This is a genomic window from Streptoverticillium reticulum (assembly GCF_047456005.1).
Lineage (GTDB): Bacteria > Actinomycetota > Actinomycetes > Streptomycetales > Streptomycetaceae > Streptomyces > Streptomyces reticulum.
Genome location: NZ_CP179755.1, coordinates 2,930,205 through 2,952,680 on the forward strand (window position 1 = coordinate 2,930,205; position 22,476 = coordinate 2,952,680).

Genomic DNA, 22,476 nt, shown 5'->3' on the forward strand with positions numbered 1-22,476 from the left:
GTCTAGTCCACAATGAAAAGGTAAAGCCCGCCCCTCCCGCACAGGGGGCGGAGCGACAGGCTGCGGCGCCGGCCGGGTCGAGGGTCCCGGCCGGGCGCCGCGGCCACCAGGCGGCTCATGTCCGTTCTGCTACATTGAGAATTGGTCTATACCACCCTCTTCAGATCGGCAGGCCCAGCGTGGAAGTTGTCATCGTCCCGGACGCCCAGGCAGGCGGCGAGATCATCGCCGAGGCCATGGCCGCCCTGCTGCGCCGCAAGCCCGACGCCCTGCTCGGCGTGGCCACCGGCTCGACGCCGCTGCCGATCTACGAGGCGCTGGCGGCCAAGGTCCGTGCCGGTGCCGTGGACGCCTCGCGCGCCCGCATCTGCCAGCTCGACGAATACGTCGGGCTGCCGGCCGACCACCCCGAGTCCTACCGCTCCACCGTGCTGCGCCAGGTCGTCGAGCCGCTCGGCCTGACCGAGGCCTCGTTCATGGGCCCCGACGGCACCGCCGAGGACGTCCAGGCCGCCTGCGAGGCGTACGACCGCGCGCTGTCCGGGGCGGGCGGCGTGGACCTGCAGCTGCTCGGCATCGGCACCGACGGCCACATCGGCTTCAACGAGCCGTGCTCCTCGCTCGCTTCGCGCACCCGCATCAAGACGCTGACGGAGCAGACGCGCATCGACAACGCGCGCTTCTTCGACGGCGACATCGACCAGGTGCCGCACCACGTCATCACCCAGGGCATCGGCACCATCCTGGAGGCCCGCCACCTGGTCCTGCTCGCCACGGGCGAGGGCAAGGCGGACGCCGTCGCCCAGACCGTCGAGGGCCCGGTCGCGGCCGTGGTCCCGGCGTCGGCGCTGCAGCTGCACCCGCACGCGACGGTCGTCGTGGACGAGGCCGCGGCGTCCAAGCTGAAGCTGGCGGACTACTTCCGCCACACGTACACCAACAAGCCGACCTGGCAGGGGCTTTAGCGCCCCTGCCAGGGGTGCGGGGCTGTTACTCGCGATCAGCCACGGCGCCCCGTAAGGGGCGCGGGGAACTGCGCGCTCAGCCACGACGCGCCCGCAGTCGATGCCCCCGGGGCTTCGCCCCGGACCCCTGGGGTGGTGCGCCGACTGCGGGCCGGTGGGGGCTGGTCGCGCAGTTCCCCGCGCCCCTTCGGGGCGCCTGGTCGCGCCCACGCGGCGGAGCCGCATATCAAACGGAGCCCCGCGCCCCTTACGGGGCCGTCAGGCCGCGCCCCGCACCAACGCCTCCGCGGCAGCCGTCCCGCACACGCGGGCCGCGCCATGGGTGGCCACATGCACAGCCCCCGCCGGAGGCGCCTGGTTGAGGCCCATTTCGACCACCGCCGTGTCCGGGCGGGCCGTCAGCAGGGCGCGCAGCGCAGCCGCCATCCACGGGTGGCGGTGCGCGTCCCGGACGACGGCCACCACGCGGCGGTTCCCGGCAGCCGCCAGAACCGCGGCCGCGGCCGCCCCGGGGCCGTACGTGTCCGTCGTCGTACCCGGCAGCAGCCGGGCCAGTTCGGCACCCACGCCCCACGGCGTCTCGTCGCCCACCGCGATGTTCGCCACCGGCGCGAACGCCGCGACGTACGCGGCACTGTCGAGCGGCTTCCACCCCGGCGCAGCCGTGATCCGCAGCGCCCGGCGGGCGGCTTCGAGGCCCACTTCCGGTGCGGGGGCGACGGCCTCCCCGAGCGGTGCCGGTGCTGCCAGCGCCCGCACCCGTGCCGCCGCATCGGCGAGCCGTTCCTCCGCCAGCTCCCCGCCCCGCACCGCGTCGACGAGCGCGTCGCGCAGCCGCAGCACGGTGTCCTCGTCGGCCAGCCCGCCCCCGACGCAGATCGCGTCGGCGCCGGCGGCGATGGCCATCACGCTGCCCCGCTCGATGCCGTACGTGCCGGCAACGGCCCGCATCTCCATGCCGTCGGTGACGACAAGGCCGTCGAAGCCGAGCCCCCCGTCGGCGACGGGCGCCCGCAGCAGGCCGTGCAGTGCGGCCGGGCTGAGCGTGGCCGGCAGGCGCGGGTCGAGGGCGGGCAGCAGGATGTGCGCGCTCATGACCGCCTTGGTGCCGGCGGCCACGGCGGCCCGGAACGGGACGAGTTCGCGGGCGTGGAGCGTGCCGAGGTCCGCGTCGATGCGGGGCATGTCGTGGTGGGAGTCGACGGCGGTGTCGCCGTGTCCGGGGAAGTGCTTGGTGCACGCGGCGACCCCGGCGGACTGCAGGCCCTCGACGTAGGCCGCGGTGTGCCGGGCGACCAGCTGCGGGTCGGCGCCGAAGGACCGTACGCCGATGACCGGGTTGTCGGGGTCGGAGTTGACGTCCGCGGAGGGCGCCCAGTTGAGGTTGACGCCGCAGGCGGCGAGCCGGCGGCCGAGTTCGCGGGCGACGGCCCGGGTGAGCCCGGTGTCGTCGACGGCGCCGAGGGCGAGGTTGCCGGGGAAGGAGGAGCCGGTGCGGACCTCCAGGCGGGTGACGTCGCCGCCCTCCTCGTCGATGGCGACGAGGACGTCCTCGCACTCGGCCCGCAACTGTGCGGTGAGCTTCGCGAGTTGTTCCGGTGAGGTGATGTTGCGCCCGAACAGTCCGACGGAGGCGAGGCCTTCGCCGAGCCGGCGCAGCAGCCAGCCGGGGGCGGTGGTGCCCGTGAAGCCGGGCTGGAGGACGGTGAGGGCGTCGCGCGTGAGCGTGTCCATGGATGCAGTGCTAACCCTTCACTGCGCCGGAGGTGAGGCCTCCGACCGCCTTGCGCTGGAGGATGACGAACAGGACGAGGATGGGGACGGCGAAGAGCGAGGAGGCGGCCATGGTGGCGCCCCAGTCGTCGCCGAAGGTGCTGCGGAAGCCGGTGAGCCAGAGCGGCAGGGTCTGGGAGCCGGGGTCCTTGTTGAGGATCAGGACCATGGGGAACTCGTTCCAGACGGTGATGAAGCCGAAGAGCGAGGTGGCCATCAGGCCGGGGGCCAGCAGCGGGAAGATCACCCGCACGAACGCCTGCGTGCGCGTGCAGCCGTCCACCATGGCGGACTCCTCCAGCTCCTTGGGCACGGCGGCGACATAGCCGCGCAGCGTCAGGACGGTGAAGGGCAGCACCATGACCGTGTAGATGGCGGTGAGCGGCACCAGGCTGTTCAGCATCTCCGCGTCGCGCACGATCATGTAGTAGGCGATGACCATGACCTCCCAGGGGGCCATCTGGGCCATCATCATCACCAGGATGAAGCTCTTGCGCCCCTTGAAGCGCATGCGCGCGACGGCGAAGGACGCCAGCAGCGCGATGACGAGCGAGAGCCCGACGGCGATCAGGGTGACGGTGAAGGAGTTGCCGACGAACGTCCAGAAGCCGTCGGCGTGCACGGCCTTGGTGAAGTGGTCGAGCGTGGGGGCCTTCGGGAACCAGACGGGGGTGTCGCTGACGATGTCCTGGTTGGCCTTGAAGGCCGTGGCGAACATCCAGTAGACGGGGAACGCGAAGACGACGAAGAGGACGGCCGCCGTCGCCCCGGGCCACACGCGGCCGAGCAGTGAGCGCCTCACAGTTCGTCCTCCTCTTGCTTGAGCACGATGCGCAGGTAGTACGCGGTCAGGGCGAGCAGGATGACGATGGTGAGGATGGAGATCGCGGCGCCCATGCCGAAGTGCTGGTTGCCCATGCCCTCGACGAAGGCGTAGACCGGCAGGGTCTCGGTGAGCCGGTCGGGGCCGCCCTCGTTGATCGCGAAGACCTGGGTGAACGCCTTGAAGACCCAGATGACTTCGAGGAAGGTCGTCGCGAGGAAGAAGGGCTTGAGGAAGGGGAAGGTCACCGAGGTGAACGTCGTCCAGGTGCCCGCGCCGTCCAGCGAGGCGGCCTCGTAGAGCTCCTTGGGGATCGTGGTCGTCGCCGCGTAGAGGTTGATCGCCACGAAGGGGATGGACTGCCAGACGATCAGGACGGTGATCACGAAGAAGGTGGAGAGCTGCCCGCTCGTCCAGTTGTAGCCGTGCATGGAGTGCCAGCCGAGCTGGTCCAGCACGTAGTTGACGACGCCGAAGCGCTGGTCGAAGAGCCACTGGAAGACGGTGGTGGCGGCGACGACCGGCATGGCCCAGGCGAGGACGAGGCCGAGCGAGAGCAGCAGCCGCATCCTCTTGCCGAGGCGGGCGAGCAGCAGCCCGACGAGGCAGCCGAGCAGCATGATGAGGGCGACGTTGGCCGCGGTGAAGGCGACGGACCGGCCGGTGACGTGCCAGAACTCGGAACTGCCCAGCGTCTTGGTGTAGTTCTCGCCGCCGTTCCACTCCGTGACGTGCCGGATCAGCTGGCGCGGGTTGAGGTTCTGGAACGACAGGATGCCGTTCTTCACCAGGGTCCAGCCGAGCAGCAGGACGATGACGGCGGCTGCGGGGAGAATCAGCAGGTAGGGAACGGCCGTTGCGGTTCTCCGGGGCGATGTGCCGGGCGGCGGGGCGCCGCCTTTGCTGTTCCGGGGGGCGGTCCCGGCCGCCGCCTCGTCGGTCTGAGCTGACATCGTCGTCCGCCTTCTCCCCTGTAGAACTGTGGTGCGTGGTGCGGGGGTTGCGCGGCGGACGGTGCCGCGCAACCCCGCCGGATCACTGCTTCTGCCGGATCACTGCTTCTGGCTGAGGCGCTTGTTCATGTCGCCCTCGACCTGCTTGGCGGCCTCGTCCGCGGACTTTCCTTCGAGGACGGCCGTCATATAGGCCTTGACCGGGTTCGGCGCGTTCTCCACCGCGGCCCATTCGGGAATCAGCGGAGTGGTGCCGCCGCCCTTGGCGGCGGGCGCCGCGGCCTCGGCGGCCAGGTTGCCCTTCACGCTGGAGAGCAGGGAGTCCTTGTTGGGGATCGAGCCGACCTCCTTGGACAGCGCGGCCTCGTTCTTGTCGGACAGCGCGATCTTCAGGAATTCCTTGGCGAGTTCCTTCTTCTTGCTGCCCTCGGCGACGGCGAGGTTGGAGCCGCCGAGGAAGACGCCCTCGGGCTTGTCGGCCGTCTCACCGGGAATGGTGAAGTAGCCGATCTCCTTCTCGATCTCCGGGTTGGCCTTGATGGCGGTGGCCGCCTCCCAGCCCATGCCGATGAAGGCGCCGGTCTTCCCCTTGGCGAAGACGTCGGCCTGCTGCGGGTTGGCCTCGTCCTTGTCCTTGGGCGCCTTGCTGAAGGCCTGGTACTGCTTGTAGATGTCCATGGCCTTGGCGACCTTGGGGTCGCCGAGGTTGGAGACGTACTTGCTGCCGTCCTTCTTCACCAGGTCCGCGCCGGTGCCGATGGTCAGGCCGTCGAAGAAGTACCAGTTCTGGCCGGGCAGATAGAGCGGCTCGGCGTCGCCCTTCTTCTGAATGGCGTCGAGGTCCTTGAAGAATTCGGCGCGGGTCTTCGGCGTGTCCGTGATGCCGGCGTCGGCCCAGATCTTCTTGTTGTAGATGACGACGCGGCTGGCGGCGTACCAGGGCGCGGCGTACTGCTTGCCCTCGAAGACGGACGGTTTGTTGAGGGAGTCCGTCCAGTCGGCGCCGATCTCCTTCTTCAGGTCGCCGAGGTCCGCGATGCCGCCCGTCTGGGCGTAGAAGGAGGTCTGGGTGTTGCCCACTTCGACGACGTCCGGCGGGGCGGACTCGGACAGGGCGGTGGTGAGCTTCTGCTGGATGCCGTTCCACTTCTGGACCTGTATGTCCAGCTTGGCGCCCGTCTTCTGTTCGAATTCGGCCTGTACGGACTTGGTCCAGCCCGGCGGATTCGAGCCATCCATGAACCACACGGTCAGGCTCTTGGCCTGGGAACCGTTTCCACCCGAATCCTTGTCACTGTCGCTGGACCCACAGGCAGCAACACTCACCAACATTGCCGCGACACCCGTCGCCGCTATGAGCCCTCGCCTCACGGCACTCTCCTCAGGGACCGAATGTGGTCTTTAATGGTTTAGACCAGTGCCCGCAGCTTGGCCTAGACCTTTTGGGGTGTCAAGGGTGTATAAGAGTCGCTGTCGGCTCCGTTACCGGACCGACACCTGAGGCCGGCCCGGCCGTCAACGGGCCCCTCGGGCTCAGCCCGTGCCACCATGTGACCGCGATAAACGGAGGAGCCGGTGACGGCAGCAGGAACGGACTCGGGAAGGCACGCCATGGCAACCGAGGGTGGTACGGCGGAGAGCGGCAGTGCCGCGAGCAGTGCGCGGACGGCCCGCGTTCCCAAGTACTACCGCCTCAAACGTCACTTGCTGGAGATGACCGAAACCCTGCCCCCGGGCACTCCCGTGCCCCCGGAGCGCACCCTCGCCGCCGAGTTCGACACCTCCCGCACCACCGTGCGGCAGGCCCTGCAGGAACTGGTCGTCGAGGGACGACTGGAGCGCATCCAGGGCAAGGGGACATTCGTCGCGAAGCCCAAGGTCTCGCAGGCGCTGCAACTGACCTCCTACACGGAGGACATGCGGGCCCAGGGCCTGGAGCCCACCTCGCAGCTCCTCGACATCGGCTACGTCACCGCCGACGACCGGCTGGCGGGGCTGCTGGACATCGTGCCGGGCGGCCGCGTCCTGCGCATCGAACGCCTGCGGCTGGCGAGCGGCGAGCCGATGGCCATCGAGACGACCCACCTCTCGGCGAAGCGGTTCCCGGCGCTGCGCCGGAGCCTGGTGAAGTACACGTCGCTCTACACCGCCCTGGCGGAGGTCTACGACGTGCACCTGGCGGAGGCGGAGGAGACCATCGAGACGTCCCTGGCAACCCCCCGCGAGGCGGGCCTGCTGGGCACGGACGTGGGCCTGCCGATGCTGATGCTCTCCCGGCACTCCCTCGACGCGGAGGGCCGGCCGGTGGAGTGGGTGCGGTCGGTGTACCGGGGGGACCGCTACAAGTTCGTGGCACGGTTGCAGCGGCCTACGGGGTAGGACGGGCCGCACCAGGACGGGCCGGGGGTCCGGGGGTTGCCCCCGGGACAACACAGCGTGGCACGGCTGCAGCGGCCTACGGGGTAGGACGGGCCGCACCAGGACGGGCCGGGGGTCCGGGGGTTGCCCCCGGGACAACACAGCGTGGCACGGTTGCAGCGGCCTACGGGGTAGGACGGGCCGCACCAGGACGGGCCGGGGGTCCGGGGGTTGCCCCCGGGACAACACAGCGTGGCACGGCTGCAGCGGCCTACGGGGTAGCGCGGGCCGCACCAGGACGGGCCGGGGGTCCGGGGGTTGCCCCCGGGACAACACAGCGTGGCACGGCTGCAGCGGCCTGCGGGGTAGCGCCCCGAAGGGGCGCGGGGAACTGCGCGACCAGCCACGATGCTCCCGCAGACGAAGGGGGTCCCCCGGTGGTGCGTCGGCTGCGGGCCGACGGTGGCTGGTCGCGCCCACGCGGCGGAGCCGCATGATGTGACAAGCCCCGCGCCCCTGACGGGGCGCCCCGAAACACCTGTCAGAGCCACTCCGCGTCGCGCGTCAGCGCACCCCCCGCATCGCCCGTGTTCAGCGCCCCCTCCGGGTCCAGGAGGACGACGTCGCAGCCCTCGGGGGTCACCGGCCGGTGCTCGACGCCCTTGGGCACCACGAACATCTCGCCCGGGCCCAGCCGCACGGCGTCCCGGTCGCGCAGTTCTATCGTGAGCGTGCCGCGGAGCACCAGGAAGAGCTCGTCGCCCTCCGCGTGGCTGTGCCAGACGAACTCGCCCTTGAACCTGGAGACTTTCAGCTCGAGCCCGTTCACCTCCATGACGGTCTTCGGAGTCCAGTAGGCGTCGAGCTTCTCCAGCTTTTCGAGCTTCTCCGCCAGGTTGACCGGGGTGTCAGGACGGGCCATCGGTGGTGTCTCCTCGGGTCTGTACCAGGGTCAGCAGATGCTTGGACACCATGTCCGTCACATCCGCCTCGTGCGTACGCAGGAAGTGATGCCCGCCGGGATGGATGCGAACCTCGGCCCCCGCCGTGGTCAGTTCCTCCCACAGGGCCAGGTCGGCCGTGGGGCAGGTGTGGTCGCTGTCGCCCCCGCAGGCGGTGACGGGGGCCTGGATCCGGGGCAGCGCGGCCCGTTCGGGCCGGTAGGCGTCCAGCAGGCGCAGGTCCGCGCGGAGCGGCGGGAGGATGAGCGGCAGCAGCTGCGGGTGGTCGTAGACCTCGGCGTCCGGGCCGCCCAGGGCGCGCATCGAGGCGACGAGGTCCTCGTCGGAGAGCAGGTGCCGTTTCTCCCCGTGCACGTGGTGGGGGGCGGTCCGGGACGAGACGAAGAGGCGTGAGACGACGGTCCCGTGGTCCCGTTCCAGCCGTCTGGCCACCTCGTAGGCGAGGCCCGAGCCCATGCTGTGGCCGAAGAAGGCCAACGGCACGTCGCAGCAGTCGCGGAGCACCGCGGTGACGCGGTCGGCCATCTCCGTCATGTCCTCGATGCAGGGCTCGCTGATCCGGTCCTGCCGGCCGGGGTACTGCACCACGAGGGTCTCGACGCCCGCGGGCAGCCGGGCGGGCCAGCCCTGGAAGGCGGCGGCCGTGCCGCCGGCGTGCGGGAAGCACACGAGCCGGGCGACGGTCTGCCCGCCCTCGGCGGCATGACGCCGCAGCCACGTTCCCGATCGCATGGGATGCTCCTCTCCTCGGATCCTCACGTCCTCAGGCCGCGTTCCGCTGTTGTTCCGTCAGCACATCGCCCAGGCACGTGATCCCGCGGGCGATGACGTCCTCCTCGCCGCTCAGGCTCAGCCGGATGCAGCGCCTGCCGTGCCCGGCGAGGAAGGGCGTGTCGAGCGGCGGCACGAAGAAGTGCCGCCCGGGCACGACGAAGACCTGCCGGTTCTTGAGTTCGCGGTAGGCGTCGAGGTCGTCGAACCAGGGGTGGTCGATCCACAGCCAGCAGAACATGCCGCCGTCGCTGGAGTGCAGCCGCCAGTCCACCGACTCCGGCAGGCGGTCGTGCAACAGCTCTTCCGCCGTAAGGCGCTTGGCCCGGTAGTAGGGGTTGATGGTCTTCGCCGCCAGGACGTCGATGTCGCCGCTGTCGAGGGCCCGTGCGGCGGCCGTCTGGACGAGCTGCGGCGCGTGCAGCGCCGCGTTGGCCGTGAACGACACCAGGACGTCGATCACTTCGGCCGGACCGATGGCGAAGCCGAGGCGCTCGCCGGGCAGTCCGGCCTTGGAGAAGGTGAAGCAGTTGACGACGTGGGGGTGGAACACCGGTGCCAGCGGCGCGTCGACGACGCGGGGGAAGGGCTGTCCGTAGGCGTGGTCGACGATCAGCGGGACGCCGCGCTCCTCGGCAATGGCGATCAGCCCGTCCAGTTCCGCCGCGTCGAGGCAGCGGCCCGTCGGGTTGCCCGGACTGGAGACGAGCATCGCGCCCATGGACGTCCGGCGGCGCACGGCGTCCAGGTCGACGGCGTACCGGAAGCGCCGTTCGTCCTCGTGCACCACCACGGGTTCGACGCCGGCGGTGCCGCCCTCGGCCATGCTCAGGCCCTGGTAACCGGTGTAGTCCGGCACGCAGGGCAGGACCAGCTCGCGCTCGCCCCCGGCCGTGGGTCCGGTGAAGGCGTTGACGGCCATGTAGGCGAGCAGTTGGCTGCCGGGGCCGACGACGACGTTCTCGGGGCCGATCCCCCAGCCGTAGGCGGCGTCGAAGTACCGGACGACGGCGTCGACGAGCGCGTTCGTGCCGCGCGACGGGCCGTACTGGCCGCCGGCCGCGAAGAAGTCCTCGCGCAGGGCCTCGCCGGCCAGGCGGCGCCAGGTGTCGACGACCTCCGGGATGTGCGCCGGGTTGCCCGGGCTGAGGTTGCACCACGCGCCGTCCGACTGCCGGCCGGCCGTGGCGGCGATGTCGTCCATGATGCTGCGGATGCCGGACAGGCGGGACATGGTGGTGCCCCAACTGGAGAGCTGCATCGGTTGCGTTTCCGTTCCCCGGTGAGGGCGGGCCCTGCCCCGTGACAGGGCCCGCGGAGGTTCAGGCGACCTGCTGGAGCGCCTCGATGTGGGCCGCGATGCCCGCGACCGTCGACCTGCGGAACAGCTCGTCCATCGGGACCTCGGTGCCCAGCTCGGCGGCGATGGCCTGCTGGATCCTGGTCATGATCAGCGAATGGCCGCCCAGTTCGAAGAAGTCGTCGTCGTTCGAGAAGCTCTCCAGCTTCAGCTCACGGCTCCAGATGCCGTGGATCGTCTCGGCGATCACCTTGCGGTCCTCTCTGCGCAGTGCGGGGTCGGGGGTCAGCGGGCCGTGCGGACGGCGAACTTCTCGCCGTGGTTGTTCTCCGTACGGATCCGGTTGTGGTCGAAGGTGTTCTCGCCGGAGACGAGCACGCTGCCGTACTCCGACAGGTCGAAGGTGGCGCCGTGCGCGGTGAAGGAGTCCTGGCCGGGGTAGACGCGGACGTGCGTCGGCACATAGCGCCCGGCGATGGCGAACCGCGTCTCGCGCTCGGTGAGGTTGGGCGTGGAGCCGTGCACGCACGAGGCCGTGAAGATGACCGCCTCGCCCGGCTTCATCTCCAGCTCCACGACGTCCTCGGGCCGCGGCTCCCAGTCGGGGTCGACCGCGAAGTCCGAGAAGTTGTAGCCGAAGAAGCCGGTGTCGGCGTGGGCGACGTCGTAGTCGTCGCTGCGGCCGCTCTGCGTCGCCTTGTGCTCGTCGAAGATCCACTCGCGCTGCGAGCCGCGCACGAACTTCATGCAGGCCCGGTCCCTGGTGGCCGGTGTGAAGGTGGTCCACACGGTGATGTCGATGTAGGCGTTCCAGTCCGACTCCGTGGGCAGCAGCTGCGGTTTGCCGTTCGCGTAGCTGTAGTCGCGGACCTGGTGCCACTCGGTGGCCTTGGCCCCGGGGAACTTCGGGAACCACTCGGTGCGCCACAGCAGGACGTCCGGGCCGAGGATCGCGTTGAGGTACTTGACGATGGTCGGGTGGGTGACGTGCCGGGTCAGCTGCGGGATGTCGTAGTGGCGGTCGTAGTTGACGCTGTTCTTGTACAGCGCACGGTCGGTGACGTGGTTGTTGATCCGTATCTCGCGGATCAGCTCGGCCGCCTCCTCGGGCTCGTAGAGCTTGATCGGGCCGATGAAGCCGTCCCGGCCGAACTGCTCGATGTCGGCCTTGATGTCGTCGGGCACCACGGCGTTGCCGGAGATCTGTGCGGCCGGCTCGGGGCGCTGGGCTGTGGTCACGCGGGGTCAACTCCTCTGCGGGAAGGGGCGGTCGGGTCACCGGACCGAGGCGGCGAGTGCCTTGCGGTCGGTCTTTCCGTTGGGGTTCAGGGGGAGGGCGGACAGCTCGACGAACCGCTCCGGGACCATGTTCCGCGGCAGTGCCGCCAGCAGTCCGGCGCGCAGGGCCCTGGTGTCGAGCGGCGCGGCGGCCGGGACGACGAAGGCCACCAGCCGGGCCTCGCCGTCGTTCCCGGGCAGGGCGAGGACGACGGCGTCCTCCACCGCGGCGTTCGCGCGCACGCCGTGTTCGACGTCTCCCAGGTCCATGCGCATGCCGCGGATCTTCACCTGGGCGTCGACCCGCCCGACGACGACGAGGTTGCCGTCGGGGTCGGCGTATCCGCGGTCGCCGGTCCGGTAGAGCCGCACCTGCGCGCCGCCCGTGCCGAACGTCGTGAAGCGTTCCGCGTCGGCGGGCGAGGCGTTGAGGTAGCCCTCGCCGACGCTGGTTCCGGAGATGCAGATCTCGCCGGTCTCTCCGTCCGGCACCTCGACGAGGCCGTCGTCGGTCTCGTCCATGAGGCGGATCTCGGTGTTGTACACCGGGCGGCCGACCGGGGCGGAGCCCGTGCGGTGGCGGGGGTAGTCGTGGAGGGCGTACGAGGAGGCCACGTCGGTGCACTCGGCCACGCCGTACTGGTGCAGGAGGGTGCAGGTGTTGCCCTCCAGGGTCGCCCACTCCTCGACGCGGGGCACCGACAGCGGCTCGCCGCCGATGAAGACGTGGTCGACGCCGGTCAGCGGGCCGCCGCGGGGAGACTCGGCCAGGTCCCGTTCGATCAGCAGGTAGAGCGTGCTGGGGGCGCAGTGGAGCGTGCGCACTCCGCGTCTGCCGATGATCCGGTGGGCCATGCCCACGTCGAAGCTGCGGCTGGGCAGCAGGTGCAGCGGGGCGCCCGTGAACAGCGGGGCCATCAGGCCGCGTTGGCTGATGTCGAAGCCGAACGAGCTGACGCTCAGGCCGCTCGACCGCTCGTCCAGCCCGTACTCCAGGGCCAGCCAGTTGAGCAGGTTGTACCAGCCCTCGTGGCGGACCGCGACGGCCTTGGGGGTGCCGGTGGATCCCGAGGTGAAGACCACGTAGCAGAGGTCGTCGCCCGTCACGTCGGTGTCCGGGTTCCCGGCGGGCCGGGCGTCGAGGCGGGGTGCGAGCTCCTCGATGTCGAGCACCTTGGTGTGGTCGTGCCCGATGAGGTCACGGGTGGCCGGTGAGACCACGGTGAGTTCGAGCCGGCCCAGGTTCGCGAGCATCAGCTCCAGCCGCTCGCGGGGGTAGGTGGGGTCCAGCGGGGAGTAGGCGGCACCGGACTTGAGGATGCCCAGGATGGCGACCATCAGCTCCGGCGTGCGGTCCAGGCAGACGCCGACGACCGTGCCGCGGCCGACACCGAGACCGAGCAGGTGGTGGGCGAACCGGTTGGCCCGCGCATTGAGTTCGGCGTAGGTGAGCTGCTCGTCGCCGCAGGTGAGGGCGGTGCCGAGCGGATTTCTGCGGGCGTGGGCCTCGACGACGCGGTGGACGGCGGTGTCGTCGGGCAGCGGCGCGCGCAGGCCCTTCAGAGTCATTCAGGGGGTCCTCTCCGGCACCCGCACCGGCGGTGGCAGGGGCGGGGCCAGGGTCGGGCGGAAGGTCTCGACAAGAACGCTTTCGTCGAACGCCAGCAGGTAGCGGTAGAAGGGCCGGACGGACCGGAAGGAGCGCGAGACCAGCCCGCTCACCCGCAGCAGCAGCGGCCCGGCCCCGGCGGGCTCCTCGAAGCCGAGGCTCCCGAGCGCGGCGGCGGCCCTGCGGTCGGCGACGTCCGCCACGACGTGGCCGATGTCGTTGACGACGCTCCACTGCAGGCAGGCCTTCACCATGCCGCCGACGACGCCGAACGGCAGCTCGGGCCAGGTGCGCCGGCGGACGGCGGCCGGCACGACGGGGCGCCGGAACTGGGCGGTGCGCCGGTTCCTGTGCAGGGCGCCGCCCAGCGCGCTGCCCGCGTCGGCGGGCAGCCCGAGCGGGGAGCCGACCACCAGCTCGGCGGCGGCGACCACGTGGCCGTCGACCATCGTCAGCATGTGCACGGTGTGCGGCGCGAAGACGTCGTCGCGGTCGTCGCCGGGGCCGGCCGTGGCCATCCCGAACAGGTCGTACGGCTCGGCCGCCCGGATCCGTGCGACGCCGTCGAGGTCGAGCGCGCTGCGCGCCGTGTAGACGAAGCAGTCGCGTTCCACGCTCTTGGGCGTCTCGATGAACGTGCTGTCCATGTCCGTGTTCCCCTCGCCGTTCCCCGCCGTCCGCTACGACGGGTCCAGCACCCGGTTGACGGCCGAGAGCACGGAGTTCACCAGGGCCGCATCGGGGTCCGGGTCGAGCCCGACGCCGTGGACGGTCACCCCTCCGACGTTCATCTCCGCGTAGGCGACGGTGCGTTCGCCGTGGCTGTCGGCGAGGGGGTGGTGCGTCACGGTGACGAGGGCGACGTCGAGGCCGAGCCGGGCCACGGCGGTGGCGAAGGCCTCCGCCGCGTGCGCGCCGGTGCCCTCGACGGACGTCTCGCGGCCGTCGGCCTCCACGACGGAGGCCCGCACCAGCGTCGTCCCGCCGCGCACCTTCGTGCGGAACTCCTTCAACAGCAGTCCCAGCGACCGCGGTTCGAGGTACTCGCGCTTGAGGACGGCCCACAGGTCGCGCGAGGTCAGCTCGATCCCCTCGGCGTCGGCGACCTTCTGCACGGTGCGCGCCAGCTCCACGCGCAGCCCGCGCGGGATGTCCAGGCCGTACCCGTGCTTGAGGATGTGGGCGATGCCGCCCTTGCCGGACTGGCTGTTGACCCGCACCACGGACTCGTAGCTGCGCCCCACGTCCTGGGGGTCGATGGGCAGGTAGGGGACCTCCCAGTGGGTGTCCCGCGCGGGGACGCCGGCGGCCGCGGCCCGGGCCCCGACGGCGGCCAGGCCCTTGGCGATGGCGTCCTGGTGGGTTCCGGAGAAGGCGGTGTAGACCAGGTCGCCGGCGTAGGGGTGGCGCGTGTGCACGGGGATCTGGTTGCAGTGCTCGACGGTGGCACGGATGCCGTCGATGTCGGAGAAGTCGAGCTGGGGGTCGACGCCCTGGCTGAAGAGGTTCAGCGCCATGGTCGCCAGGCAGACGTTGCCGGTCCGTTCGCCGTTGCCGAACAGCGTGCCCTCGACCCGGTCGGCACCGGCCATCAGGGCCAGTTCGCCGGAGGCGACGGCGGTGCCGCGGTCGTTGTGCGGGTGCACCGAGAGGATGAAGGACTCCCGGTCGTCCAGGTTGCGGTGCATCCACTCGACCTGGTCGGCGAAGACGTCCGGGGTGTCCGTCTCGACGGTGGTCGGCAGGTTGAGGGTGACGGGCCGGTCGGGGGACGCGTCCCAGACGGACGCCACGGCCTGGGAGAGTTCGAGGGCGAACTCCGGTTCCGTGACGTTGAACGTCTCCGGCGAGTACTCGAAGCGCAGCCGCGAGCCCTTGGCCGCGTCGGCGCGCCGGGCCACGTGCCGGGCGGAGGAGACCGCCATCCGCCGCACCTCGGCCGGGGTCATGGCGAAGACGACCTCGCGCCACAGGCAGGCCGTGGCGTGGCACAGGTGCACCATGGCCCGGTCGGACCCGGCGACCGCCTCGAAGGTCCGGTCGATCAACTCGGGCCGGGCGGGCGTGAAGACGGAGATGGTGACGTCGTCGGGGACCAGGTCCCGGGTGATCAGCCGGCGGACGAAGGCGAAGTCGGCGTCGCTGGCCGAGGGGTAGCCGACCTCGATCTCCTTGAAGCCCATCCCCACCAGGAGGTCGAACATCCGGCTCTTGCGCGCGATGTCCATGGGGCTGGCCAGCGCCTGGTTGCCGTCCCGCAGGTCGACCGAGGCCCACAGGGGCGCGCGGTCGAGCCGCCGGCCGGGCCAGGCGCGTTCGGCCGGCGGCTCCGGCAGCCGGGATCCGGTGCGGACGTAGCGGTGGACGGGCATCGCGGACGCCCGCTGGGTGTTCCACCACGGCTGGTCGGCCCGGGACGGGCCGGCCGGGCGGCGGAGCCGGGGGGCGGGCGGGGACGGAGGGATCTGGGGCATTCCTGCCTCCCTGAGCGTCGGGCGGGATGCCCGTCGGCGGGTGTGTCAGGTGGTCGGTGAGTGACACGACGACCGTAGGAAGGGCCGTCCCCGATCCGTCCCCGCCGTCTCCCCGGCCCGTCCCGGCCGTCCCCGGCCCGTCCCCGGCTCAGCCCCGGCGCGTCCTCGAAACGGCCTCGGCCGGCCGGGGAGCGGCCGGTGCCCCGGTCGCGGCGGTTCCCGGGCCGCCCCCGGCGCCGTCGCGCACCAGGTTGAGCAGCGGGCCGGTCATGGCCGTGGTGACCACGGCCGTGATCATCATGATCGAGTAGAACCGCTCGTCGATGAGGTGCATCTGGAGTCCGACGGTGACGATGACGATCTCCGTCAGCCCACGGGTGTTCATCAGCACGGCGATGGGCAGCGCCGTCCGGTGTCCCGTGCCCGACACCCGTGCCCCGGCGTAGGCGCCCGCCGCCTTGGAGGCCACCGCGACCGCCACCACCGCCAGCAGCGTGCCGAGCAGCCCGGGGCCGGTCCCCGAAAGGTCCACCTTGGTCCCGGCCACGATGAAGTACAGCGGCAGGAGGAAGTGCGAGCCGGCGTGCTCCAGTTGCTCGACGAGCCGGGTGCGCAGCTGCTGCGGGCCCGTCTTCGGCAGGACCGCGCCGAGGGCGAAGGCGCCGAAGATGAAGTGCACGCCCATCCACTCGGTGGCCGCGCACGACGCCGCCAGCGCCACGGTGAGCGCCGGGAGGAGCCCGGCGGGCAGTTCGCCGCCGAGCGCCGTGCGCGCCGACAGCCGCCGGAACAGCGGGCGCACGGCGCACCACAGGACCGCCGCGTAGAGGGGCAGGAACATCACGTGCCACTGCCCCGCCGCACCGCAGAACGCCACGACGGCCGCCAGGCACAGCCACGCCGCCACGTCGCCCACCGCTGCCGCGGCGAGCGTGATCCCGCCGAGCGGCCTGGTGTTGAGGCCGCGGTCGGTCAGGATGCGGGCCAGCACGGGGAACGCCGTGACCGACATGGCCACCCCGAGGAACAGCACGAAGCCCGTGCGGTTCCCCGGCGCGTACGTACGGGCCAGCGGCACGGCCAGCAGCACTCCGGCCGCCAGCGGGACGACGAACGACCCCGCCGCCAGGGTCAGCGCGGCCCGCCTGCGGCCCCGCAACAGGGCGAGGTCGAGTTCGTACCCGACCGTGAACATGAAAATGGCGAGGCCGATGCTGGCCAGCCCTTCGAGGAGCGGCCGCACGCCGCCCGGGATGAGGGTGTGGCTCACCGGCGCGGTCAGCACGGTGGGGCTGAGGAGGATGCCGGCGAATATCTCGCCGACCACGGGAGGCTGTCCGATCCGCCGGGCCGCCGCGCCGCAGAGCCGGGCGGCGGTGAGGGCGAGGGCCAGGGCGAGGAAGAAGTCCGTCTGGAGGTGCCCGGTCATATGGAGTCCCAAGAAGGCTGAAGAGGGCAGGGGTCGCCCGCGTAGGAGAGGATCAACTGGCGTTCCAGGTAAAAGTCGTGCAGCCCCTTGAATGCGGACTCGCGGTCCTCTGGGGTGTCCAGCCGGCGCGACAGCTGACGGCAATAGGCCTGCACGAGGCCGGGCACCCGGTAGTGGCCGGCCTCGGGCTGCTGCAGCAGGTGCTCGTCCACCAGCCCTTCCAGCAGTTCCTCGGTGCGCTGCACCGGAAGGCCGCACAGCGCCGCGGCACTGTGGGCGTTCACCACCGGGGTGACCATCAGGCCGAGCAGTCTCAACAGCCGTTGCTGGTCGGGATGGAGGCCGGAGCAGGAGAGGTCGATGCGGTTCAGCAGGCCGCCGTCCTCGGTGCGGAGTTCGGCCAGACGCCGGTCCGGGTCGGCGAGACGGGCGGCGAGGTAACCCACGCTCCAGGCGGGCCGGTGGCGCAGCTTGGCCGCCGCGGCCGCGATGGCGAGCGGGTGGTCGTCACAGTGCCCGAGCAGGCCGTCCACCTCGTCCGGCCGCGCCTCCTGCCGTCCGGTGGGCCGCCCGGAGCCGTCGTCGGCCAGGCGCCGGAAGAGCTCGCGGGCCTCCTCGCGCGAGAAGGGATCCAGGAAGTGCGGGCGGGCCGCGGACAGCCCGGTCAGGCTGCGGCGGCTGGTGACGAGGGTCAGACAGCCGGCGCCGTCCGCCAGCAGCGGGCGGATCTGGTCGGTGCCGGCCGCGTCGTCCAGGACCAGCAGCACGCTGCGCCCGGCGAGCCAGGAACGCCACAGGCCCGACAGCTCCGCGACCGAGAGGCCCTCCACCGCGCCGGGCCCGCCCGTCTCCACGCCTGCCGCGCGCAGCAGTTGCACCAGCGCCGCGGCCGGGGACAGGGGTGCCGCCGCGGTGCTGTGCCCGCACAGGTCGAGGAAGAGGGCGCCGTCGGGGTAGCGGGGCGTGAGCCGGTGGGCGACGTGCACGGCGAGGGCGGTCTTGCCCACCCCGGCCATGCCCTCGATCAGGGCGGTGCGCACCGCCCCCGGGCCGTCGTCCCGGCAGGCGAGATCGAGCAGCCGGCGGCGGACGGCGGCCCGGCCGGTGAAGTGCCGCAGGTCGGCGGGCAGGTTGCCGGGCAGCTGCGCCCGCGGGACGGCGGTGCGCTCCGGGACCGGCGCGGGGGCCGGGCCGGGGGCGCCCGCGTCGTCGGCCAGCATGCGCTGGTGGGCGTCCTGGAGCTCGGGGCCGGGGTCGAGGCCGAGGGTGTCCGCGAGCTTCCGGCGGGTGCGCTCGTGGACGGCGAAGGCGCGGGCCCGGTCCCCGGAGTGGAAGAGGGCCAGGACGAACTGCGCCACCAGCCGTTCCCGGAGCGGGTGTTCGGCCACCACGGCGGACAGCTCGCCGATCAGGGCGGCGTGCCGGCCCCGGGCCAGCTCCAGCTCCGCCCACTCCTCCAGGACGGCCAGCCGCTGCTCCTCCAGGACGGCGGTCTGCGCCCGCAGCCCGGACCGGTCGAGCCCGGACAGCACGGGCCCCCGCCACAGGGACAGCGCCGCGCGCAACTCCGTCCCGGCGTCGTCGTCCTGGCCCTGCTCCAGGCAGAAGCGTGCCCGGGCGCAGTGCTCCTGGAACGTCCGGGCGTCGAGGGCGGCGTCGCCGATGTCGAGCCGGTAGCCGTCGGCCTCGTGGCTGACGGCGGCTCCGGCCGCCTGCAGCACGCCCCGGAGTCCGGAGACGGCATTGCGGATCTGTTTGCGGGCGGTGACCGGCGGATGGTGCTCCCAGACGGTGTCCGCGAGCCGGGCCAGGGAGACCCGCCGGCCGTGGCACAACAGCAGTGTGCCGAGGATGACTTGTTGTTTGGCGCCGTGCAGCGGGACCGACTGCCCGGCTATCGACAAGGAGAGCGGTCCGAGGACCCGGAATTCGGCAACAGACATAGGCACGCCAACCTTCGAATGCTGTGCGAGGGACGGTCCGGACACCGGACCACAACGGGCGGCCGGACAGCGGGGATTCGAGCCGATGAGGGGGCGAAGCGCTCGCCGTCGCCGCCGGTGCCGGTGCGCGGAGCACGGTCCGGGCAGGGGAAACGGAACCGGAAAGGCGGCGGTACGAGTACGCGGAACGGCAGTGCGGTTGCAGAGGTGCAGATGCAGAGGTGCAGATGCAGAGGTGCAGATGCTGCAGGGCGCGAAGACGTGCAGTGCTCAAGACCTGCAGTGCTGAGGACGTGCAGTGCTGAAGACGTGCAGTGCTGAACGTCAGCCCGCGAGGCAGCCGGTGGGCCTCCGCGCCGATTCCGCCGCCCTGGTGAGGACGGCCCTCGTCGCCGACAGCACGACCCTGCCGGACCCGCGGCTTCCAGTCCAAGTCCTAGTCGGCATGGTCGTATAACTTCTGATCATGGTGACCCTGCGCCAGCTCCAGTACATGCTCGCCATCGTGGAGGAAGGCTCCTTCACGCGGGCCGCACAGCGCCTGCACATCTCGCAACCGGCCCTGTCACGCCAGTTACAGGCCCTGGAGCGGTTCTGCGGGGGGTCGCTGGTGGAGCGGGAGGCCCGGCCGTTGCGGCTGACGGCCCTGGGGCAGGCGATACAGCCCCACGTGCGCGCCGCGGTGGCCGAAGCGGACCGGATCCGTCCGGCGGCCGCCAGGGCCGTGAGCGGGCTCGGGAGCGAACTGCAGCTGGCCGCACTGGACTCGGTCAGCCTCGGGCTGCTGCCGCCCGTGCTGCGCGCCTGGCACGAGAGCCATCCGGCGATGGAAGTGCGGCTGACGGAACACCGCCGTGCCGAGGACCTCGCGGCCGCACTCGGCGAGGGCCGCGCCGACATCGCGATCGGCCCCGTGCTGGACGGCTGGCACGGGGCCCGGCGCCTGATCGGCGTGGCGGAGTTCGTGGTGGTGCTGCCGCCCGGCGACACGGCCGCGGCACACCCTGCCGGGGTCCTGCCCCTCGCCGAACTCGCCGACCGGGCCTGGGTGCGCCTGGCGCCGGGCAGCACCCTGAGCGCCGTCCTCGACGACGCCTGTGCGGCGGCCGGTTTCACTCCGAAGAGCGCCGTGCAGACCGAACAGAGCGCGGCCACGCCCTGGCTGGCCGCATCGGGGCTGGGCCCCGCGCTCGTCCCGGCCTATCTCCTCCCACCGCACTTCACGGGACACACCGTGCTGCCGGACCCACCGGTCCGGCAGCCCCTGTTCGCGTACACCTCCGCCGCTCCCGGTCCGGTGGTCGCCGGGTTCGTCGAGGTGCTGGTCCGGCACGCGCGGGTCGCCCGTGGCCCGGATCCGGACGACCCCGGTGCCGTGAGCGGCCGCTGAGGGCGCACCGGGGACGTCCGGACCGTTCAGTTCGCCCGTGCGCCTTCCGGAGCCACGGCCGACGGGGAGGCCTGCGGCGCGGGCGCCGCCTTCCGTCCGGCACGCGCGAACCGTCCCTGGGTCACGGCCAGCAGGGCGCCTGCCAGCATCACGACACCGCCCGCCACCTGGGTCGCCGTGAACGACTCGCCCAGGAAGAGCACCGAGCTGGTCACCCCGAAGACCGGGACCGCGAACATCATCACCGTGGCCGTCGAGGGGCTGACGCTGCGCAGGCCCCGGTAGAAGCAGAGGTAGGCGATGGCGGTCGGGCCGACGGCCAGGTAGGCGACGTTGGCCCAGGTGCTCGCCGGGAGGCTGCTCCAGTGGGTGTCGGGCACGCTGGGCAGGGCCAGCAGCACCAGTCCGAACGCGCCGGCGACCGTGCCGTAGGTGGTGGCCCGCAGCGGCTCGATACCGGCCAGCACCCGCTTCGAGGTGATGCTGTAGGCCGCCCAGGCGGCCGCGCCCAGCAGGTAGACGAGGTCTCCCGTCAGCCGCTCCCCGCTCACGCCCCCGGCCGCGTCGCCGATGCCGAGGAAGAAGACGACGGCTCCGGCCACGCCGAGCACGAGCCCGGCGATGCGCGGGACGGACGCGGTCTCCTTGCCCATCACGAGCAGCGCGGTCGTGGTGAGGACCGGGCTGAGCACCGGGACGATGATGCTGCCGTCGACGGACGGCGCGAGCGACAGGCCCCAGAAGAAGAAGAGGTTGTAGGCGAAGACACCCAACAGCCCGACGAGTCCGGCCCGTACGGCCTCCCGCCACACGAAGGCACCGGATCTGCGTCCGGCCACGGCCAGGATCAGCAGCAGGATCACGGCCCCGCCGCCGAACCGCAGCGCCGCCGCCACCTGGTGCGGGACCTGCCCCACGACCACCTTGGAACTGGTGAAGGCGCTGCCGAAGAACGCCATCGTGGCCAGCAGGTAGAGGTGGGCATCGACAGGGTCGCGTCGTTGCGCGGTCGTCTCGGACACGCTGCTCGCTCCAGTCTGACGGTCCGTCGGGGCGGTTCAGGGGCTCGGATCAGGGGTGCATCGTGGCGCCCTTGAGCACCTTGTCCACGCCGTTGCGCGGCCCGTAGAGGGCGATGCCGACCAGGTCGAGCTGGTCCTTGCCCACGGCGCGCACCGCGGCGCGGTTGTCGCGGTCGTTGTTGGTCGTGAACAGGTCCGAGGTGAAGACGGAGAGCGGGATCCCGCGGCCCAGGGCCCGGCCGTGCGCCGTCGTCAGGAGCTCCTTCGAGCCTTCGAAGACGAGCACGGGCTGCCGGAACATCGACAGGTACTCCGTACCGTCGGCGTCCCCGTAGGGCTCGCCGATCACTTCGGGGAGCGCGGTGCCGATACCGCTGACCAGGAAGGCCGTGACGTTCAGGCGCTGCCAGGTGTGCAGGTCGTCGCGCAGCAGGACGGCGATCTTGGTGTCGAAGCGGACGGGCGCGTTCTCGGTTTCCATGCACCGGATTGTGACCTGGTACAACGACCCCGGTCTTGTACGATCTTTGCATGGTTGCCCGCCCCGACCTCACGGCGTGGCGGCCGGCCGTGGCCGGGGTCGCCGAAGTCCTCCACGCCCACTTCACCGACCACGTCTACCCCATGCACGCGCACGACACGTGGACGCTGCTGATCGTCGACGACGGCATGGTCCGTTACGACCTGGACCGCCACGAGCACGGCGCCCTGAGCGACTTGGTCACCCTGCTCCCCCCGCACGTGCCGCACAACGGCTGCCCGGCGACCCCGCACGGGTTCCGCAAGCGGGTGCTGTACCTGGACGCGGACGTGCTGGGCGTGGAGCACATCGGCCGGGCCGTGGACGGACCCGCCCTGGACGACCCGCTGTTACGGCGGCGCATCCACCAACTGCACACCGTGCTCGCCGAACCCGGCGAGGACCTGGAGGCGGAGTCCCGCCTCGCCCTCATCTGCGAGCGCCTCCTGCGGCACCTGGGCCGCCGCGTCCCCCCGGCCCCGCCCCGCCCGGACCAGAGCGGCCTCGCCCACCGGCTGCGCGACCTCCTGGACGAGCGCGTCCCCGAGGGTCTGCCCCTCCAGGAGGCGGCGGGCCTGCTGCACGCCCATCCCACCCATCTCGTCCGGGCGTTCAGCCGCGAGTTCGGCATCGCCCCCCACCAGTACCTGACCGCCTGTCGCGTGGACCGAGCCCGGCGCCTCCTGCTGGAGGGCCGGCCCGCGCCCGCGGTGGCCGCGAGCACGGGCTTCTGCGACCAGTCGCACCTGGCAAGGAACTTCAAGCGGATCGTGGGCGTCGGGCCGGGGTGGTACGCCCGCACGGTCCGCGGGACGGGCGGCGGCGGCCGGTAAGTGCGATCTGCGCAACGGGGCGTTTATACGGCCATTACCATCACCCCCGTACCAAGTGTCCCGTCTCGTCACA

Annotated in this window: 20 protein-coding genes; 4 read left to right on the plus strand and 16 right to left on the minus strand. The window is 71.7% G+C overall.

Annotated elements, in window-relative coordinates; genetic code table 11:
• The first annotated feature begins 179 nt into the window (after window positions 1-179).
• The gene (gene nagB / locus ACMATS_RS13045; protein ID WP_414167980.1) at window positions 180-965 is read left to right on the plus strand and encodes a glucosamine-6-phosphate deaminase; all 786 of its coding nucleotides are present in this window, start codon (window positions 180-182) and stop codon (window positions 963-965) included.
• Window positions 966-1,223: 258 nt separating this feature from the next.
• Here the strand turns inward: nagB and ACMATS_RS13050 are convergent, their stop codons facing one another.
• From ACMATS_RS13050 to ACMATS_RS13065, 4 genes are all read right to left on the minus strand, one after another.
• Window positions 1,224-2,699, minus strand: a complete 1,476-nt coding sequence (locus tag ACMATS_RS13050; protein ID WP_390776484.1) for a glycoside hydrolase family 3 protein — start codon at window positions 2,697-2,699, stop codon at window positions 1,224-1,226.
• A 10-nt stretch (window positions 2,700-2,709) separates the two neighbouring features.
• On the minus strand, window positions 2,710-3,540 hold the full coding sequence (locus tag ACMATS_RS13055; RefSeq protein ID WP_390776483.1) for a carbohydrate ABC transporter permease: 831 nt from the start codon (window positions 3,538-3,540) through the stop codon (window positions 2,710-2,712).
• Window positions 3,537-4,514, minus strand: a complete 978-nt coding sequence (locus ACMATS_RS13060; protein WP_390776482.1) for a carbohydrate ABC transporter permease — start codon at window positions 4,512-4,514, stop codon at window positions 3,537-3,539. The genes ACMATS_RS13055 and ACMATS_RS13060 overlap by 4 nt, the downstream gene beginning before the upstream one ends.
• 99 nt (window positions 4,515-4,613) lie before the next feature.
• A complete protein-coding gene (locus ACMATS_RS13065) occupies window positions 4,614-5,885 on the minus strand; it encodes an extracellular solute-binding protein (protein WP_391152601.1) in 1,272 nt (423 codons plus the stop codon).
• 240 nt (window positions 5,886-6,125) lie between these two features.
• Here ACMATS_RS13065 and ACMATS_RS13070 point away from each other — a divergent pair, with 240 nt between their 5' ends.
• Window positions 6,126-6,893 (plus strand): GntR family transcriptional regulator, encoded by a 768-nt coding sequence (locus ACMATS_RS13070; RefSeq protein ID WP_414167981.1) that lies wholly within the window; start codon window positions 6,126-6,128, stop codon window positions 6,891-6,893.
• A 520-nt stretch (window positions 6,894-7,413) separates the two neighbouring features.
• Here the strand turns inward: ACMATS_RS13070 and ACMATS_RS13075 are convergent.
• The 10 genes from ACMATS_RS13075 to ACMATS_RS13120 form a co-directional block, all read right to left on the minus strand.
• On the minus strand, window positions 7,414-7,794 hold the full coding sequence (locus ACMATS_RS13075; protein ID WP_414167982.1) for a cupin domain-containing protein: 381 nt from the start codon (window positions 7,792-7,794) through the stop codon (window positions 7,414-7,416).
• Window positions 7,781-8,566, minus strand: coding sequence for a thioesterase II family protein (locus ACMATS_RS13080; protein ID WP_414167983.1), 786 nt, complete (start codon window positions 8,564-8,566; stop codon window positions 7,781-7,783). Before ACMATS_RS13080 ends, ACMATS_RS13075 begins: the two co-directional genes overlap by 14 nt.
• A gap of 31 nt (window positions 8,567-8,597) precedes the next feature.
• The gene (locus tag ACMATS_RS13085) at window positions 8,598-9,866 is read right to left on the minus strand and encodes an aminotransferase class I/II-fold pyridoxal phosphate-dependent enzyme (protein ID WP_414167984.1); all 1,269 of its coding nucleotides are present in this window, start codon (window positions 9,864-9,866) and stop codon (window positions 8,598-8,600) included.
• A gap of 61 nt (window positions 9,867-9,927) precedes the next feature.
• The gene (locus ACMATS_RS13090) at window positions 9,928-10,155 is read right to left on the minus strand and encodes a phosphopantetheine-binding protein (protein WP_390776477.1); all 228 of its coding nucleotides are present in this window, start codon (window positions 10,153-10,155) and stop codon (window positions 9,928-9,930) included.
• A 35-nt stretch (window positions 10,156-10,190) separates the two neighbouring features.
• Window positions 10,191-11,144 carry a chlorinating enzyme gene (locus tag ACMATS_RS13095; RefSeq protein ID WP_414167985.1) on the minus strand — a complete coding sequence of 318 codons (954 nt, stop codon included), beginning with the start codon at window positions 11,142-11,144 and terminating at the stop codon, window positions 10,191-10,193.
• A gap of 36 nt (window positions 11,145-11,180) precedes the next feature.
• A complete protein-coding gene (locus ACMATS_RS13100) occupies window positions 11,181-12,752 on the minus strand; it encodes an amino acid adenylation domain-containing protein (protein WP_391152594.1) in 1,572 nt (523 codons plus the stop codon).
• Complete coding sequence (locus tag ACMATS_RS13105; RefSeq protein ID WP_414167986.1) at window positions 12,753-13,439, minus strand: hypothetical protein; 687 nt, start codon at window positions 13,437-13,439, stop codon at window positions 12,753-12,755.
• A gap of 33 nt (window positions 13,440-13,472) precedes the next feature.
• The gene (locus tag ACMATS_RS13110; RefSeq protein ID WP_390776473.1) at window positions 13,473-15,266 is read right to left on the minus strand and encodes a 2-isopropylmalate synthase; all 1,794 of its coding nucleotides are present in this window, start codon (window positions 15,264-15,266) and stop codon (window positions 13,473-13,475) included.
• Window positions 15,267-15,414: 148 nt separating this feature from the next.
• Window positions 15,415-16,695: a cation:proton antiporter gene (locus ACMATS_RS13115; protein ID WP_414167987.1), complete on the minus strand. Its 1,281-nt coding sequence runs from the start codon at window positions 16,693-16,695 to the stop codon at window positions 15,415-15,417.
• The gene (locus ACMATS_RS13120) at window positions 16,692-18,638 is read right to left on the minus strand and encodes a BTAD domain-containing putative transcriptional regulator (protein WP_414167988.1); all 1,947 of its coding nucleotides are present in this window, start codon (window positions 18,636-18,638) and stop codon (window positions 16,692-16,694) included. The genes ACMATS_RS13115 and ACMATS_RS13120 overlap by 4 nt, the downstream gene beginning before the upstream one ends.
• A gap of 466 nt (window positions 18,639-19,104) precedes the next feature.
• Between ACMATS_RS13120 and ACMATS_RS13125 the strand changes: the two genes are divergently transcribed.
• A complete protein-coding gene (locus ACMATS_RS13125) occupies window positions 19,105-20,028 on the plus strand; it encodes a LysR family transcriptional regulator (protein WP_414167989.1) in 924 nt (307 codons plus the stop codon).
• Between the two features lie 26 nt (window positions 20,029-20,054).
• Here ACMATS_RS13125 and ACMATS_RS13130 read toward each other — a convergent pair whose 3' ends face one another.
• Together ACMATS_RS13130 and ACMATS_RS13135 are read right to left on the minus strand one after the other, a co-directional pair.
• Window positions 20,055-21,050, minus strand: coding sequence for a DMT family transporter (locus ACMATS_RS13130; RefSeq protein WP_390776469.1), 996 nt, complete (start codon window positions 21,048-21,050; stop codon window positions 20,055-20,057).
• A gap of 49 nt (window positions 21,051-21,099) precedes the next feature.
• Window positions 21,100-21,531, minus strand: a complete 432-nt coding sequence (locus ACMATS_RS13135) for a DUF2000 domain-containing protein (protein ID WP_171084284.1) — start codon at window positions 21,529-21,531, stop codon at window positions 21,100-21,102.
• A 50-nt stretch (window positions 21,532-21,581) separates the two neighbouring features.
• Between ACMATS_RS13135 and ACMATS_RS13140 the strand changes: the two genes are divergently transcribed.
• Window positions 21,582-22,403, plus strand: a complete 822-nt coding sequence (locus ACMATS_RS13140) for an AraC family transcriptional regulator (protein ID WP_414167990.1) — start codon at window positions 21,582-21,584, stop codon at window positions 22,401-22,403.
• Window positions 22,404-22,476: the final 73 nt, after the last annotated feature.

Bases quoted from the DNA above. Each gene is read 5' to 3' on its own strand.
- ACMATS_RS13050 (WP_390776484.1), bottom strand. From the start codon at position 2,699: ATGGACACGCTCACGCGCGACGCCCTCACCGTCCTCCAGCCCGGCTTC.
- ACMATS_RS13060 (WP_390776482.1), bottom strand. From the start codon at position 4,514: ATGTCAGCTCAGACCGACGAGGCGGCGGCCGGGACCGCCCCCCGGAAC.
- ACMATS_RS13070 (WP_414167981.1), top strand. From the start codon at position 6,126: ATGGCAACCGAGGGTGGTACGGCGGAGAGCGGCAGTGCCGCGAGCAGT.
- ACMATS_RS13075 (WP_414167982.1), bottom strand. From the start codon at position 7,794: ATGGCCCGTCCTGACACCCCGGTCAACCTGGCGGAGAAGCTCGAAAAG.
- ACMATS_RS13080 (WP_414167983.1), bottom strand. From the start codon at position 8,566: ATGCGATCGGGAACGTGGCTGCGGCGTCATGCCGCCGAGGGCGGGCAG.
- ACMATS_RS13085 (WP_414167984.1), bottom strand. From the start codon at position 9,866: ATGCAGCTCTCCAGTTGGGGCACCACCATGTCCCGCCTGTCCGGCATC.
- ACMATS_RS13100 (WP_391152594.1), bottom strand. From the start codon at position 12,752: ATGACTCTGAAGGGCCTGCGCGCGCCGCTGCCCGACGACACCGCCGTC.
- ACMATS_RS13105 (WP_414167986.1), bottom strand. From the start codon at position 13,439: ATGGACAGCACGTTCATCGAGACGCCCAAGAGCGTGGAACGCGACTGC.
- ACMATS_RS13110 (WP_390776473.1), bottom strand. From the start codon at position 15,266: ATGCCCCAGATCCCTCCGTCCCCGCCCGCCCCCCGGCTCCGCCGCCCG.
- ACMATS_RS13115 (WP_414167987.1), bottom strand. From the start codon at position 16,695: ATGACCGGGCACCTCCAGACGGACTTCTTCCTCGCCCTGGCCCTCGCC.
- ACMATS_RS13120 (WP_414167988.1), bottom strand. From the start codon at position 18,638: ATGTCTGTTGCCGAATTCCGGGTCCTCGGACCGCTCTCCTTGTCGATA.
- ACMATS_RS13125 (WP_414167989.1), top strand. From the start codon at position 19,105: ATGGTGACCCTGCGCCAGCTCCAGTACATGCTCGCCATCGTGGAGGAA.
- ACMATS_RS13135 (WP_171084284.1), bottom strand. From the start codon at position 21,531: ATGGAAACCGAGAACGCGCCCGTCCGCTTCGACACCAAGATCGCCGTC.
- ACMATS_RS13140 (WP_414167990.1), top strand. From the start codon at position 21,582: ATGGTTGCCCGCCCCGACCTCACGGCGTGGCGGCCGGCCGTGGCCGGG.